Source organism: Streptomyces sp. NPDC057900 (genome assembly GCF_042887885.1).
GTDB lineage: Bacteria > Actinomycetota > Actinomycetes > Streptomycetales > Streptomycetaceae > Streptomyces.
On record NZ_JBHVOI010000009.1, the window covers coordinates 249,206 to 264,868 of the forward strand.

Annotated in this window: 12 protein-coding genes and 1 pseudogene; 4 read left to right on the forward strand and 9 right to left on the reverse strand. The window is 71.1% G+C overall.

The features are described from left to right. Window positions 1–39 precede the first annotated feature (39 nt). Complete coding sequence (locus tag ACFVQ0_RS28415; RefSeq protein WP_390092034.1) at window positions 40–1,257, forward strand: FAD-dependent monooxygenase; 1,218 nt, start codon at window positions 40–42, stop codon at window positions 1,255–1,257. Window positions 1,258–1,316: 59 nt separating this feature from the next. Here ACFVQ0_RS28415 and ACFVQ0_RS28420 read toward each other — a convergent pair whose 3' ends face one another. The 7 genes from ACFVQ0_RS28420 to ACFVQ0_RS28450 form a co-directional block, all read right to left on the reverse strand. Next, window positions 1,317–2,045 carry an ABC transporter ATP-binding protein gene (locus tag ACFVQ0_RS28420; RefSeq protein WP_390092035.1) on the reverse strand — a complete coding sequence of 243 codons (729 nt, stop codon included), beginning with the start codon at window positions 2,043–2,045 and terminating at the stop codon, window positions 1,317–1,319. 11 nt (window positions 2,046–2,056) lie between these two features. Beyond that, entirely contained in the window at window positions 2,057–2,884 is an 828-nt protein-coding gene (locus ACFVQ0_RS28425; protein ID WP_390092036.1) for an ABC transporter ATP-binding protein, read from the reverse strand. Further along, window positions 2,881–4,875, reverse strand: a complete 1,995-nt coding sequence (locus ACFVQ0_RS28430; RefSeq protein ID WP_390092037.1) for a branched-chain amino acid ABC transporter permease — start codon at window positions 4,873–4,875, stop codon at window positions 2,881–2,883. The genes ACFVQ0_RS28425 and ACFVQ0_RS28430 overlap by 4 nt, the downstream gene beginning before the upstream one ends. A 1-nt stretch (window position 4,876) precedes the next feature. Continuing rightward, window positions 4,877–6,079: an ABC transporter substrate-binding protein gene (locus tag ACFVQ0_RS28435; RefSeq protein WP_390092038.1), complete on the reverse strand. Its 1,203-nt coding sequence runs from the start codon at window positions 6,077–6,079 to the stop codon at window positions 4,877–4,879. An 89-nt stretch (window positions 6,080–6,168) separates the two neighbouring features. Next, window positions 6,169–6,573 (reverse strand): roadblock/LC7 domain-containing protein, encoded by a 405-nt coding sequence (locus ACFVQ0_RS28440; RefSeq protein WP_390092039.1) that lies wholly within the window; start codon window positions 6,571–6,573, stop codon window positions 6,169–6,171. Then, window positions 6,570–8,924: a nitrate- and nitrite sensing domain-containing protein gene (locus ACFVQ0_RS28445; protein ID WP_390092040.1), complete on the reverse strand. Its 2,355-nt coding sequence runs from the start codon at window positions 8,922–8,924 to the stop codon at window positions 6,570–6,572. Before ACFVQ0_RS28445 ends, ACFVQ0_RS28440 begins: the two co-directional genes overlap by 4 nt. Window positions 8,925–9,630: 706 nt before the next feature. Then, window positions 9,631–10,446 (reverse strand): SAM-dependent methyltransferase, encoded by an 816-nt coding sequence (locus ACFVQ0_RS28450; RefSeq protein WP_390092041.1) that lies wholly within the window; start codon window positions 10,444–10,446, stop codon window positions 9,631–9,633. A gap of 213 nt (window positions 10,447–10,659) precedes the next feature. Here ACFVQ0_RS28450 and ACFVQ0_RS28455 point away from each other — a divergent pair, with 213 nt between their 5' ends. The 3 genes from ACFVQ0_RS28455 (at window position 10,660) to ACFVQ0_RS28465 (ending at window position 14,353) form a co-directional block, all read left to right on the forward strand. Then, window positions 10,660–12,009 (forward strand): lipase family protein, encoded by a 1,350-nt coding sequence (locus ACFVQ0_RS28455; protein ID WP_390092042.1) that lies wholly within the window; start codon window positions 10,660–10,662, stop codon window positions 12,007–12,009. A gap of 253 nt (window positions 12,010–12,262) precedes the next feature. Next, window positions 12,263–12,904 (forward strand): CatB-related O-acetyltransferase, encoded by a 642-nt coding sequence (locus ACFVQ0_RS28460; RefSeq protein WP_390092043.1) that lies wholly within the window; start codon window positions 12,263–12,265, stop codon window positions 12,902–12,904. 267 nt (window positions 12,905–13,171) lie between these two features. Then, window positions 13,172–14,353 (forward strand): macrolide family glycosyltransferase, encoded by a 1,182-nt coding sequence (locus tag ACFVQ0_RS28465; protein WP_390092044.1) that lies wholly within the window; start codon window positions 13,172–13,174, stop codon window positions 14,351–14,353. Window positions 14,354–14,424: 71 nt separating this feature from the next. On the opposite strand, the gene ACFVQ0_RS28470 is transcribed toward ACFVQ0_RS28465, so the two are convergent. Continuing rightward, window positions 14,425–15,387, reverse strand: coding sequence for an electron transfer flavoprotein subunit alpha/FixB family protein (locus ACFVQ0_RS28470; protein ID WP_390092045.1), 963 nt, complete (start codon window positions 15,385–15,387; stop codon window positions 14,425–14,427). A 60-nt stretch (window positions 15,388–15,447) separates the two neighbouring features. Continuing rightward, window positions 15,448–15,663: pseudogene (locus tag ACFVQ0_RS28475) on the reverse strand (electron transfer flavoprotein subunit beta); the annotation flags it as partial.

Consider the following 15,663-nt stretch of genomic DNA (forward strand, 5'->3'; position numbering starts at 1 on the left):
GAACGGCGACCGGAAAACCAAGTGAGCGGAGAACCAGTCATGCGCGGAGGCAGCATAGCCGTGGTCGGCGGCAGCATAGCGGGGTGTGCCGCGGCCCTGGCCGCGTCGCGCGGGGGAGCCGCCGAGATCACCGTCTTCGAGCGCGCCGACGCCGAACTCCGGGACCGCGGCGTGGGCATCGCGCTGCACAGCGACCGCTACGACGAGCTGAGGGACGCCGGTTATGTGGCGCCCGAGATGCCCTGGGCGCCGCTGAACCAGCGGGTGTGGAGCGTGCGGCACGGCGACGCCGAGCACGGCCGGGCCATCGGCGAGCAGCCGTTCCCCTTCCGCGCTTACAACTGGGGTTCGTTGTGGAGCGAGTTGCGCCGCCGGGTGCCCGAGGGGGTCACGTACCGCTCGGGCGCCGTCGTCACCGCCGTGGAACCGGACGACGACGGGGTGACGCTGCGGCTGGCCGACGGGTACGAGAAGCACTTCGACGTCGTGATCGGCGCCGACGGCTACCGCTCGGTCGTCCGCGAGGCCATGTTCCCCGGCATCACGCCCTCGTACGCCGGGTACATCGGCTGGCGCGGCACCTCTTCCGACGTCGAGGGGCTCCCTTCGGACGGCCAGTCCGCGCACAACATCGTCTTCCCCGGTGGCCACTGCATGATCTACCGCATCCCGGACGGCGACGGCGGGCACCGGCTCAACTGGGTGCTCTACACCGCGCCCCCGCAGGTCGACGGTCTTCACCCCGATCTGCGGACCCCGACCTCGCTTCCGCCGGGCAGGCTCAACGCCGAACTCACCGAGCATCTGCGCGCACTTGTGGCCGAGAACTTTCCCTCGTACTGGGCGGCCCGAGTCCTGCGCACCCCCGCCGAGACCACTTTCATCCAGCCGATCTACGACCTGGAGGTCCCGCACTACACCTCGGGGCGGATGGCGCTCGTCGGCGACGCGGCGAGCGTGGCCCGGCCGCACATCGGCGGCGGCAGCGTGAAGGCGCTCCAGGACGCCACCGCGCTGGAGGCCGCCTGGGCGGCGGGGGAGAGCTGGAAAGAGGTTCTGGAGCGGTACGACTCCGGCCGTGGTGCGGTCGGGGCGGCCATGGTCGCGCTCGCCCGCCGCATGGGCAGCGCCCAGGTCGAGAACACACCGGACTGGTCCGCCATGGAGCAGGCGGAGTTCGACGCCTGGTGGCAGGACCAGAACAGCGGCTCCGACCGGCGCAGCGGCTTCGGCGGCCACAGCCTGAAGGTCAGGTAGGACGCGACACGGCGGGGCGGCGACCCATTTCAGGTCGCCCTCCGCCGTGTCGCGTGCGCTCAGCGGCCCGTCGGCGCGAGTTCGAGCGCGGCGTGCAGGGCGGTGGCGTCGGTACGGGCCTCCGCGCCGTCCTGCCGCAGCGCCACCCGCCCCGAGGTCAGCACCGTGATCGTGTCGGCGCACTCGGCCGCCCGGTCCGGGCTCGGGGAGACCAGCAGGACGGCGATGCCCTCGTCGGCCAGCGTCGTCACCAGCTCGTGGACCTGACGGACCAGGGCGGGCGCGAGGCCCTCGGTCGGCTCGTCGAGCAGCAGCACGCTGGGGGAGCCGAGCAGTGCGCGGGCCAGGGCCAGCATCTGCTGCTCGCCGCCGGACAGATCCGTCCCCCGGTTGCCCCGGCGCTCGCCCAGCCTGGGCAGCAGCTCCAGAACGCGCGCGGGCGTCCACACACTGGGGCGCTCGGTGTCGCCCCGGCGCGGCGGGCGGTGTGACAGCCGCAGGTGTTCGGCGACGGTGAGGCCCGCGAAGACCCGGCGGCCCTGCGGGACGAGACCGATGCCGGCGCGCGCGATCCGGTGCGCGGGCCGCCCCGTCACCTCCCGGCCGGCCAGCCGTACGGTGCCGGTGTCGGGGCGCATCAGTCCGGCGACGGTGTGCACGAGGGTCGTCTTGCCCGCGCCGTTGTGGCCGACGACGGCGTGGACCGTACCGGCGGGAACGGACAGGTCGAGACCGTGGAGGACGGTGCCGCCGTGGTAGCCCGCGGTCAGGCCGGTGATTTCGAGCATCGTGGGCCGGGTCATCCTCTCGTGTCGGTGGGGGACGGGCCGGTGACGGCGGGTTCGGCACCGGACGCCGCGCCGTTCGTGTGGTAGGCGTCGCGGACCTCGGGGTGGGCGAGCGCCTCCCCGGTCGGGCCGGTCACCAGGACCCGCCCGGCGGCCAGCACGGTGACCGACGTGGCGAGTTGGGCGACGACCTCGACATGGTGCTCGACCAGGATGACCGCCATGCTGTCCGGCAGACCGCCGAGGATGGCGAGCAGCCGGCCGATGTCGCCGTCGGTCAGCCCGGCCGCGGGCTCGTCCAGGAGCAGCAGCCGGGGCTCGCCGGCCAGCGCGGCGGCGAGGTCCAGCATGCGCCGCCGTCCGTGGGAGAGCGTGCCGGCCGGCCGGTGGGCGAGGTCCGCGAGCCCGACCGTCTCCAGATGGCGGGCCGCGGACTCCTCGTGCAGCCGGTAGCGCGCCGGGCTGCGCCAGGCACCCCGGCGCTTGGGGTGGTGCGGCCAGCCCGCCAGGACGACGTTGTCCAGCACCGTCAGTTCTGAGATCACCGAAGGCTGCTGGAAGCTGCGGGCGATACCGAGCCGGCTGCGCTTCGCGGTGGCCGTCCGGCTGATGTCCGTGCCGTTCAGCGCGATGGTGCCCCGGTCGGGCCGGTCGGTGCCCGCGATCAGGTTGAGCAGGGTGGTCTTGCCGGCGCCGTTGGGGCCGATGACGGCGTGCCGGGCGCCCGCGGGGAGCCGCAGGCTGACGTCGTCGACGGCGGTGAGGCTGCCGTACCGGCGGGTGAGGTGATCGAGGACCAGCACGGGCGGTGCCGGTGCCTCGGTGTGCGCGGGCGTCATGGGGCGGCCTTCCCGGTGGGCAGGGGCAGGGGTGCGGCCGGGCGCGGCGCGCCGCGCAGACCGGCCAGGCCGCGCGGCAGCAGATACACGGCGGCGATGAACAGCGCCCCGAGCAGCAGCGGTCCGTGTCCGGGCCAGGAGCCGGCGACCCAGTCCCGGGTGAAGACGATGAGCCCGGCGCCCAGCAGGGCGCCGATCACGGACGTCGTGCCGCCGATGACGGCCGCCAGCAGCGCGAACGCGGCGATCTCGAAGCCGACGTCGGCGGGTGAGAGGTACTGCTGCACGCTGACCATCAGCGAGCCGCCGACCCCGGCCAGCGCTCCGGCGCAGATGTGTGCCACCAGCAGATAGCGCCCCACCGGATGCCCCGAGGCGCGCATCCGCGCCTCCGCGCCCCGAGTGCCGGTCAACAGCTTCCCGGCCGGGGAGCGCAGCACCAGCAGGGTCAGGGCGACGGCTACGACGGCGACGACGAGCGCGTAGGTGTAGAGCTCGCTCTCGTCGGTCATCCCCTCGCCGCCCCACAGCGCCTGGGTGGCGGGGAAGCCGACGAGGCCGTCGGCGCCGCCGGTGACGGACTTGAACTGGTTGATCACCGCACTGGCCAGCTCACCGACCGCGAGCGTGATCATCAGCACGGTGGTGCCGCGGGCCCGGATCACGGCGGGCCCGGTCACCGCGGAGAACACGGCGGCCGCGAGCGCCGACAGGACGATCTGGACCGGGCCCACCGTCCAGCCGGCGTCCGCCAGATTGGCGGTGGCGTACGCGCCGACGGCGAACGGCGCGGTCTGCCCGAGCGTGGGCAGCCCCGCGTAGCCGGTGAGGATCGTGACGCTGACCGCGAGGAGTCCGAGGGCCAGGGCGGAGCCGGCCAGCGAGATGCTGTACGAGTCGAGCAGCCCCGGCAGCGCGATCAGCACCAGGAGCAGGACGAGCAGCGGGGCCGCCCGACGCCACGCCGCCCCCCGAGCCCACGCCCCGAACCTGCCGGAGGACTGTGCGGGGGCCTTCTGCGTGCGGGCCTCGCCGGTACGCGCTCCGAGGCGCGTCCCCAGCCGCGCCCCGAGGAGGCGGCGGAGCCGGGCCACCGGGTCGGCCGACGGCTCCTCGGGACCGTGCGCCGCCGTCGGTTCCGCGAAGCGGGAGCGGAACACCAGCACCGCCGCCATCGCGGCGAACAACAGATACGGCGCCAGTTCCGGCAGCACCGAGACGCCCAGTGTCTGGACCTCGCCCACGGCGACCGCCGCAGCGAGCGTGGCCCACAGCGAGCGCAGCCCGCCCAGGACCACCACGACGAGGGAGAGCATCAGGACGTTCTCGGACGTGCCGGGGCCGGGTCCGATGATGGGTGCCCCGAGTACCCCCGCGGCACCGGCCAGCGCCCCCGCCGCCGCGAGGACGCCGGTGTGCACCGCCCGGGGGTTGTGACCGGTGGCCGCGAGCATCTGCGGATCGTCGGCGGAGGCTCGAACCGCCGCCCCCACCCGGGTGCGGGTGAGCACCCAGGTGCCGAACCCCGCCAGCAGCACGGCCATCACGATGAAGCCGAGCCGGTAGGCGGGGTAGCGGTGGCCCAGCAGGTGGACCGAGGTGTCGAGCGCCCCGGGGACGCGTACCGGCAGCTCGTCCGCCCCGAAGAGCTGGATGAGCAGATCACCGCCGACCAGGGCGATCCCGAAGGTGAGCAGTGCCTGAGCGAGATGCCCACGCCGGGCGAGCGGAACCGTCGCGGCGGACAGCCCCGCCCCGGCGAGGGCGGCCGCGGCGGTACCCGCGGCCAGCCCGAGGGCGAGGCCGCCCCAGGTTCCGTCGCTCAGCTCGGCGCCGGTGTAGGCGCCGATCGCGTACAGCGTGCCGTGCGAGAGGTTCAGCACGCCGGCCGTACCGAACGCGAGACTCAGGCCGGCGGCGACCACGAACAGCAGCAGCCCGTAGGCCACTCCGTCCACCGCCGGCACGAGGTGGGCATCGAGGAGCTCCATGTCAGCCGCCGAGGGTCGCCAGGTCCTGGACCATGACGTTGGCGAGCTGGTTGCCGTCGGGACGCACCTGGCGCAGGTACCAGCTCTGCACCGGGGAGTGCGCCTTTTCGCCGAACTCCCAGGCACCGCGCGGGCTGTCGATCTGGCCCAGGCCCGCGATGGCCGTGTTGATGGTCTCCGGCGTCACGTCGCCCTTCTTCGCGGCGTCGGCGATCGCCTTGTCCAGCACGGCGGCCGCGTCGTACGACGACATCGCGTACGTCGTCGGCTGGGAGTCGTGCGCGGCCGTCCAGTCGGCGGCGAACTTGCGGTTGGCCGTGTTGTCGAGGTCGGGGGCGTAGTTCAGGACCGAGTAGATGTCCTTCGCCGCGTCACCCTGGGCCTGGAGCACGCTGCCCTCGGTGACGAAGGCCGTGTACAGCGGCAGGTCGGCGACGTCGGACTGCGCGTACTGCTTGGCGAAGTCGATCGCGGCCTTGCCGGCGTAGAAGGAGTACACCGCCTTCGCGTCCGTCTTGGCGATGTCGGCGAAGTACGGCATGAAGTTCGTGGTCTTCGGGAACGGCGTCCAGGTCGTCTTGCCGTTCGGGTTGGCGAGCTTCCCCTTGATGCGCTTGAACTCGTCGGTGAAGCCGCGCAGTTCGTCGTAGCCGCCCTGGTAGTCCGGGCCGATCGCGTAGACCGGGCCGTTCACCTTCTTCTTGACGTACGGGGCGATGGCCTTGCCCGGCTCGTCGGACATGAAGCTCGTCGTCCAGACGTACTTGAGGTCCTTGACCGGCGGACGGGCGTTCGACCCGAGGAAGGGGATTTTGGCCTGGTTGACCAGCGGCATCACCGCGGCGACCGAGCCACCGCTGACGAGGCCCGTCAACACGTCGACCTTGTCCTTCTTGACCAGCTTGGTGGTGGCGGGGACGGCGGTGGGGGGACCGTCGCCCTCGTCCGCGACGATCAACTCGACCTTGCGGCCGCCGAGCTTGTTGCCGTGCGTCTTCAGGTACAGCTCGAAGCCGGCACGCAGGTCCGTACCCACCGGCTTGTAGGTGCCGGACAGGGAGGCCACCAGGCCGACCTTCACGGTCTCGTCGCCGGTGCCGCTGTCGCTGCTGCACCCGGTGACGGCTGCCAGCCCGAGGGCGAGGGCGGCAGCGCCCACCGGCCGGATTCTGCGGTGGCGTGGACGGGATATGTCGAAGAACATGAGGGCTCTCATCGGGGGAGTGATGGGCGGAACGGGATGACCCGGCAGCCGAGGGGGACGGCCGCCGGGCCGGGGGGAACGGCCGGCGGTCAGTGGGCGGGCGGGCCGCTGGGGGTGCGGACCTGAGGGGACAGCGAGTCACCGACCTGGTTGATCAGTTCGGACATCATGTAGCTGACCTCGCCGATGTCCGCGTCCCTGGTGGTGGTCACCAGGAGCGAGGCACCGCTGGAAACCGCCATCGAGAACATGTAGCCGCCCTCCATCGCGGTGAGGCTGTGCTCGACGGGGTCTGTGTTCGTCAACTGGGCGGCCGCGGACAGCAGGTTGACGACCCCGGAGGCGATGGCCGCCAGCCGGTCGGCGTCGTCGCGCTCCACACCGGTGTATGCCAGCGCGAGTCCGTCCACGGACACGGCTATCGCCTGGGTGACCTCCGGAATGCGTCCGGCGAAGTCGCTCAGGATCCAGCTCAGGTCGGTGGGTGAGGTCATTTCTTGGTCCGTTCGGTGTTGTCGTCGGTAGCGGAACGCCCACGGGTGTTCGTGCTCCGGTTGATCCCCTGGGCGTAGGCCGCGAGGACGTCGGAGACCTGCCGGGAGTCCCGGCGGCGGGGCGACGGCCTCGGTGCGGTGGCGCCGGACCGCTGATCGGTGTTGCCCCGCTTGCCCAGGGTGGGCCACTGCTGGGGCGCGTTGCGCTGCCTCAGGGGCAGACCCGAGGAGCTGACTCCGGCCACGCGTGAGACCTGTTCGTCGTGCGCGGGGTGCGGAGCCGCGGTGGTGGCGTGCTCCCGGCCTCCGGTGACGGGGCCCGCCACGTGGGCGCTGCCGGACGGGGTGTCTCCGCGGCCCGGCTGCCTGCGGACGGACTGTCCGCGTGCCGTGACGGGGCGGGGCGTCTCGTAGCGGACATCGTTGCCATGTTCCCCGCCGGGCGCGCCCGGCGAGGTCTCCTGCGGGATCTCGGTCAGTACGCCGGCCGGCAGGGTGACCTCGGCGATGGTGCCGGGGCCGGAGGAGTCACGCAGTTCGACAACGATGCCGTGGCGTGCGGAGAGCCGGGCCACCACGTGCAGACCCATGGAGCGGACGTCCCCGATGCCCCCCTTCGGCTCGCGCAGCGCGGCGTTGTGGACGGCGCGGCGTTCGGGCGCGATCCCCACTCCCTCGTCGACGATCTGCACGACGGCCCGGTCCCGCAGCCGCCACAGGGCGACCCCGACCTGAGCGTCGGGAGGCGAGAACCGGGTGGCGTTGTCGAGGAGTTCCGCCAGGATGTGCGCCACGTCGTGCACGGCGCGTGCGGCGATGCCGATGCCCGATTCGATGACGCCGAGGGACACGCGGTCGAAGCGCTCGATCTGCTGGGCTGCCGCCACGATGACCGTGGAGCAGCCGATGTCGGCGGAACGCACCCGGGCGTTGCCGTAACCACCCAGTACCAAGAGGTTGTTGGTGTTGCGCTCCATGCGGATGGCGAGGTGGTCGAGGGCGAACAGCGTCTGCATGCGGTCGGGGTCGGCCTCGTCGCGCTGTACGGCGTCGAGCTCGGACACCATGACGCTGGTCAGCTGAGCGCCCCTCCGGGCGACCCGGACCAGGGTCTCGGCGAACTGCTCGTGCACTCGCGCCTGTTGTGCGGCCAGGCGGACGGCCTCGTGATGGACGGCGTTGAACGCCTCGCCCACCTCGCCGATCTCGTCCCCGCCCGTGGTTTTGACCGGGTTGCCCGACTGTTCCGCGACCTGTTCGGGTGTGGAGCCGCTCAGCCCGCCCGGCTGCGACAACTCGCTCATCACGGCAGGGAGTCCGGTGTGGGCGACCTCGTGCGCGGCGTTGCGCAGATCGCGCAGCCGCCGGATTATGACGCGCCCCAGGCGGACGGCGAGGACGACAGCGCCCACGAGGGTCAGCAGCACCAGGGCGACCTCGGCGCCCGCCGTCCACATGAGGCGGGTGCGCTCCTGGGAGACCGTCACGATGACGGAGGCGTCGATCTTCTTCTCCACGGCGTGCAGCAGCGTCTGACGGTCATCGGAGGCCTTCAGCCACTCCTGCGCGGAGACGTCGATGCTCTCGCCGGTGCCCGTACGCCCGATCCTGTCCTCCAGCTGCCGGGCCGCCAGGGCCTTCGGGCCGGAGAGGGTGCGCTCCAGCCAGGTCCGCCACTCGGCGGGACCGAGGCCGAACATGACACCGGTCGACTCCGTGTAGCCCAGCCGGCTGGCGTCAAAAGTGCGCTGCGAGGCGATGGTGAAGCCGCCCGCGGCTTGCGCTCTCGCCACCGTGACCTGCTGCTGAGCCGTGTGCTCCGTGGCCTCTGACAGGGCGGCCGCGGCGCGGATGCGGTCCGCGATGTCGGCGTCGACTCCGTCGGCCAGCGCGATGCCGTCGCGGTAGCCGTTGAGGTCGGCGATGACGATCCGGTAGCCGAAGGCGAGCGCGGAGATGGTGCTGCTGCCCGAGCGTACCTGGGCGCGCAGGGTCGGCAGCTCCTCGGTGAACCGCTGGATACGGGTCAGCGCGGTCCGCGCGCTGCCGGGTACTTCGGAGAGGTGGGACGTTCTGCTGTTGAAGGCGGCGATGCTCTTGTCGGTCGCGTTGGAACTCGTGAGGAAGGCGTCGGGAGTTCCCTGCTTGGAGACCAGCGCGGTGGCGGTGGCCCGCTCGCGTTGCAGCTGGTAGGTCAGATCACCAGCGGCCGCGGCGACATCGACCATCTTCGTCAGCCGGTGGGCCTGGAGGGCCTGGCTGGTCGCGGGTGCGAGGGCGAGAACCGAGAAGGTGACCGCGACCGTGAGGGGTGCGCTGACGAGCAGGACGAGACGGCGATTGATTTTCACTGCACGGCTCCATCACCAGAACCGGCGCTGAGTATCGGTGACACACAGATACCTGTTAACGGGGTGGGGGGTGTCGGTACGGACATGAGTGCATTGTGTGCACAGTTGCAGATGGGACAGGAGGGGCGGTCGGGACCCCGGTTGTGCGGCCTGATCCTATGCCGTGCCACGCAACTACCGATGCGTAGATCGGTGAAAGGTTACGCGCAGGAAGCGATGTTGAACCGGTCGAACTCGATCGATACTGCTCGGACAGAGCGGCTCAAGAGGTTAAGCGGAATCTCAAGAGTGACCCGGCCGGTACGCCGTTGCTGGTATGGCGTACATATATGACTGGCCGTCATATCCATATGTGGAACGCGTATGTGCCAAATCCCGCCCGACGTACGGCCGTTCGAGCAAGGCTGCCGATCGCCGTTGCGGAATGGTTAGATCCGATGAGCGATGGTGGCCGTTTCGGACAGTCTTCGCGCCGTCGGACGTGTGTGGCGGGCCGACACCCGACACGGGTGGGGCCGGCCGAAGGCAAGTCGCTTATGGCAAAGGGTTGGTGTTGATGCGCCAGGTTCGGTGACTCATCGTGAGCGATGCCGTGCGCGCCTGGAGTGATCCCTCCGCCGGGTGTTCCCGGGCGTTGTGGCCGATCGTTGCCGGGCTCCGTCGCCCCCGGACGGCGGAGATGACGGAGCCCGGTGAGGCGCGGGCCCTACGGCTTGCGGCCCACCGCCACGTATCCCGCGCTGACGATGTCGTCCTGGCCGGGGACCGGTTCGCCGAGCTCGGGGTGCCACGCCTCGGCGGCCACGATGCCGGGCTCGACGATCTCCAGTCCGTCGAAGAAGGCGGCGAACTGCTGACGGTTGCGCGGGGCCAGCGTAAGGGTGTTGGCCTTGTACATCTCGTCGACCTTCCGGGCCTCCTCCGGGTGGAAGTCGGCGGTGAGGTGCGAGATCACCATGTGGCTGCCCGGCGCCAGCACGTCGCAGAGCCTGCTGGTCAGCTCGTACGCGCCGTCCTCGTCGCTCACGAAGTGCAGCAGCGAGATCAGCGAGAGCGCGACCGGCTCGCTGAAGTCCAGCGTCTTTCCCGCGTGTTCGAGGATGGCTTCGACATCGCGCGCGTCGGCCTGTACGTAGTCGATCGCGCCCTGCGGGGTGCCGCTCAGCAGGGCTTCGGCGTGGGCCAGCACGATCGGGTCGTTGTCGCAGTAGACGACCCGGGTGGCGGGCTCGGAACTCTGGGCCACCTGATGCAGGTTCGGCTCGGTGGGTATGCCCGTACCGATGTCGAGGAACTGCCGGATGCCCTGGCCCGAGAGCCAGCGGGTGGCGCGGTGCATGAAGGCCCGGTTCACCTTCGCCATCACCGGGATGCTCGGTTCGAGCGCCAGCATCTGGCGCCCCATCGCCTCGTCCACCGGGTAGTTGTCCTTGCCGCCGAGGAACCAGTCGTACATCCGCGCGGGATGCGGCTTGCTGGTGTCGATGTGCAGGGAGGTGGCGTCGTTCCCCGGTACGGACATCGTGAACTCCAGAGTGCGTGAGGCGTCGGGCGGTCGGCTGGCCCCAAGAATAGGCAACGCGCGCGCCGGACAAGCCCAGTTCATCCGCGCACCGGCCCCACCGCCGCGCGCGGGAATGGTTACCGCAGCGTAACTTACTGACGGGTTACCCCTGGTAAGTTCCGCTGCTAGCTTGCGCTCACCCGTATATCGGAGCAGAGCGAGGAGTGAGCTGTGAGCCGCAAGAGCACCCGTTCGCGTTCCACCCGTGCGCTGGCCGTCGCCGTGACCGCGGCCGCCTGCGCGATCACGTACGCCGTACCCGCCACGGCCGCCGACGGGACGGAGCCCGTGGTGTCCCGGGGCGTGACGATCCCCGACTTCTACACCCCGCCCACGGAACTTCCGTCGGCCAATGGTGCGTTGATCCGCCATGAGCCGCTCCCTCTGGGGCTGAGCATTCCGGGCCTCGACGGCCGCCCGATGCCCGGCACGGCCACCCGGCTGATGTACAGGTCGACCGACTCCAACGGGCAGCCGGTCGCGGTGACCGGCGCCTACATCGAGCCGTCCGCCGCCTGGAAGCGCGGCGGCCCCCGGCCGCTGGTGGCGGTGGCCGCGGGCACGATGGGCCAGGGCGACCAGTGCGCGCCCTCGATGGCGCTCCAGTACCCGCTGACCCTGAACGGCGAGACGGTGTCGGTCGGTTACGAGGCCCTGGCCATCTACCGTCTGCTCGCCGCCGGTACCGCGGTCGTCGTCACCGACTACGTCGGACTCGGCACGACCGACCGGCTGCACACCTACGTCAACCGGGTCGACGAGGGCCACGCGCTGCTGGACGCCGCCCGCGCCGCGCACGCCGTGCCCGGTGCGTCCATCACGACCGGCTCGCGCACGGGCCTGTACGGATACAGCCAGGGCGGCGGGGCCAGCGCCTCCGCCGCCGAACTCCAGCCCTCCTACGCACCCGACGTCGAACTGTCCGGCACCTACTCGGGGGCGCCGCCCGCGGATCTGACCGCCGTCATGAAGGGCATCGACGGCAGCGCCCTGGCCGGTGCGCTGGCCTGGTCGATCAACGGCTTCGCCCAGGCCGACCCGGATGTCCGGGACGTCGTCGCGGCCAACATCAACGCCGCGGGCAAGGCGGCGCTGAAGGACGCCTCGACCATGTGCGTGGGCGACGCGATCCTCGGCTACGGCTTCGCCAAGAGCAGCAAGTGGACCAACAGCGGCGCATCCATAGGTGAGGTCATCGCTGCCGAACCCCGCGCGCAGGCCGCCCTCGACAAGCAGCGCATCGGCAACCTCAAGCCGGCCGGGCCGGTGCGCCTGGCGACCGGCGTCCAGGACGACATCGTCCCCCACGGACAGGCCCGGCAACTGGCCGTGGACTGGTGCCGCAAGGGCGCCGCTGTCACGTACGACGCCATCATCCTGCCCAACCTGGGCGACAAGCTCCTCACCAACCACGTGGTGCCGCTCATCACCGACCAGGGCAACGCGATCTCCTGGCTGACCGACCGGCTCGCGGGCCGGCCGGCCACGTCCAACTGCTGGAGCATGCCGATCCAGCCCTGACCCGGCTCCCCGGTCCCGAAGTGCCGTCGCGGGTCGGCTCGGCCAGGGCGCCGAGGACGCTGTCGACCACCTCGGCGTCCTCGGTGGCCCCGGCGGTCGCTTCGGCTCCGGCGGTCTCGGCGGCGCCGGGCGCGCCGGGGTGTCGTCCTTAACCGTTGCGCGTCACGCGCGGTGCCGGAAAGTGCGTTGTCCCGGCGGGGCGGCGGCCACGATCATGGGGCCCGTCCTGTCCCTCTCCCGCAAGGAGTCGCGCATGTCAGTGCCGGCCGACCCGACAGTGCTCCACCCGATGCCCGGCCAGCCGCGGGTGGTGCAGCTGCGGCCACTGGTGAAGTCCCCGCTGATCGAGGTGGGGGAGTACTCGTACTACGACGACCCGGACGACCCCACCGCGTTCGAGACACGCAATGTGCTCTACCACTACGGCCCGGAGAAGCTGGTCATCGGCAGGTTCTGCGCGCTCGGCACCGGGGTGCGGTTCATCATGAACGGCGCCAACCACCGGATGGACGGCCCCTCCACCTTCCCGTTCCCGACCATGGGCGGATCGTGGGCGGACCACTTCGACCTGCTGACCGGACTGCCGAGCCGGGGGGACACCGTCGTCGGCAACGACGTCTGGTTCGGGCACAGCGCCACCGTGCTCCCCGGGGTGCGCATCGGGCACGGCGCGATCATCGGCAGCGGCTCGGTGGTCACCAAGGACGTGCCCGACTACGGGATCGTCGGCGGCAACCCGGCGCGTCTCCTGCGCAGTCGCTACAGCGAACGGGACATCGAGCGGCTGCTCGCGGTGGCCTGGTGGGACTGGCCGGCGGAGCACATCACCGAGCATGTCCGGACCCTGATGTCGGGCAGTGTCGACGAACTGGAGGCCGCGGCCCCGCCCGTGTGACACCCGGAGCGTTCCCTCTGCCGTGGCACCGCCGAGCGGCGGCGGACGGCGACACGGGGGATATCCGTGTGCGGGGGGCCGGGGACGCGAGCTACAGTTCGCGGCATGCACATCGTTCAGATCTACGGCTGACGCCGACGGGGCAGTGCCCCGCCCGCGTCCGGCACGACCGTTGCGCGCGTCCACGACCCGGCATATCCGCCGGGGTGGCCGACGTGCCGGTCTGTCGTGTCCCTTCCGCCGTAGAGCCGAAATGAGTGATCCACCATGTCCCGTCCCCGCTCCCGCGCGCACATCGCGATGGTCGGTGTCTCCGCCGTCAGCCACGTGCTGCCGAGCCTTGAGGTCATCCGCGAACTGGTGGCCCGCGGCCACCGGGTGACCTACGCCAACGGCCCGATGGTGGCCGAGCGGATCGAGGCCACCGGCGCCGAGCTGGTCCCGTGCGGGACCGTACTGCCGGTCGCCGACAACAACTGGCCCGACGACCAGATCGCCGCGATGGGCCTCTTCCTCGAAGATGCCGTCCAGGCCCTCCCGCAGCTGCGGGCCTTCTACGACGAGGACCCCGCAGACCTCTACCTGTACGACATCGGCGCGTATGCCGCGCGTGCGCTGGCCGAATCGCAGAACCGCCCCCTCATGCAGCTGTCCCCGACCATCGTCGGCTGGGAGAGCTACGGGGAGGAGGTGGCGGCGCAGCTCTGGAAGCTGCCCGGCGCCGACGCGTACCGGGCGCGGTTCAGCGGGTGGCTCGCCGAGTGCGGTGCCACCACCACCGATATGGACGTCTTCTGCAGCCGCCCCGCGAACACCCTCGCTCTGATCCCCCGGGCGATGCAGCCGCACGGCGACGACGTCGACATGGACACGGTGACGTTCGTCGGCTCGTGCACCGGCCTGCGGGACGGCGAGCAGTCCTGGACCCGTCCCGCGGACGCGGAACGCGTCCTGCTGGTGTCGCTGGGTTCGGCGTACACCGACCGGCCCGAGTTCTACCGGCAGTGCCTGGCCGCCTACGGCGACCTGCCCGGCTGGCACGTGGTGCTCCAGGTCGGCAGGCACACCGACCGGCGCGAGCTCGGTGACATCCCGTCCAACGTCGAAGTGCACTCCTGGGTGCCCCAGCCGGCGATCCTGGAGCAGGCCGATGCCTTCGTGACCCACGCGGGCATGGGCGGCAGCTCCGAGGGGCTCTTCGCCGGCGTCCCGATGATCGCCGTCCCCCAGGCCGTCGATCAGTTCATGAACGCCGACCGGCTCGTGGAGCTCGGCGTGGCCCGCCGTATCGACACGGAGGAGGCCACGGCGGAGGCGCTGCGGACCGCCCTCATCGAGCTCGTCGACGACCCGGCGGTCGCGCGTCGTTCGGCGCGGCTGCGCGAGGAGGCGCGGGCCGAGGGCGGCACGATGAGGGCCGCAGACCTCATCGAGGAGCTGCTGACCTGATCCCTTTACCCGTCCGCCCCGTTCCCCCGCTGTTCGTCGTCGCGGGGGAACGGGGCGTGGTGCGGTGGGGGTCAGCCCTTGCGGGCGGTGACCTCGTCGGTGAGCTGGGGCACGACGTTGAAGAGGTCGCCCACGACGCCGTAGTCGACGAGGTCGAAGATCGGCGCTTCCGCGTCCTTGTTGATCGCGACGATCGTCTTCGACGTCTGCATCCCCGCCCGGTGCTGGATCGCACCCGAGATACCCGACGCGATGTACAGCTGCGGCGAGACCGACTTACCGGTCTGGCCGACCTGGTTGGTGTGCGGGTACCAGCCCGCGTCGACCGCGGCCCGCGAAGCACCGACCGCCGCACCCAGCGAGTCCGCGAGCGCCTCGATCACCGCGAAGTTCTCCGCACCATTGACACCCCGGCCACCCGAGACCACGATCGCGGCCTCCGTCAGCTCAGGGCGCCCCGTCGACTCACGCGGCGTACGGGAAACAACCTTCGTCCCCGTGGCCTGCGCCGAGAACGACACCGCCAGAGCCTCCACAGCACCAGCGGCAGCAGCCGCCTCCACCGGAGCCGAGTTCGGCTTCACCGTGACAACCGGAACACCCTTGGAAACACGGGACTTCGTGGTGTACGAAGCGGCGAACGCGGCCTGCGTGGCCACCGGACCCTGCTCACCGGCCTCCAGATCCACCGCGTCGGTGATGATGCCCGACCCGATCCGGACCGCGAGACGGGCCGCGATCTCCTTGGCCTCCGCGGAGGAAGGCAGCAGCACGGCCACCGGGGACACCGCGTCGAACGCGGCCTGCAACGCGTCCACCTTCGGCACGACCAGGTACTCGGCGAACTCCGGGGCATCAGCCGTCAGCACCCTGACCGCACCGTGCTCACCCAGCACGGCAGCCGTCTCCGCGGCACCCTTGCCCAGGGCGACGGCGACGGGCTCGCCGATACGACGGGCGAGCGTCAGCAGCTCCAGAGTGGGCTTGCGGACGGCACCGTCCACATGGTCGACATAGACAAGAACTTCAGTCATGACTCTTCAATCTCCTGCGATTGAGACGAACGACGAAACGGGGATGAACAGCGCGACGGCTCAGATGAACTTCTGGCCGGCCAGGAACTCCGCCAGCGCCTTGCCGCCCTCGCCCTCGTCCTTCACGATCGTGCCCGCCGTACGGGCCGGACGCGCCGCCGCGGAATCCACCGCCGTCCACGAACCACCCAGACCCACCTCGTCCGCCTCGATCCCCAGATCATCCAGATCCAAAGACTCCACCGGCTTCTTCTTCGCCGCCATGATCCCCTTGAA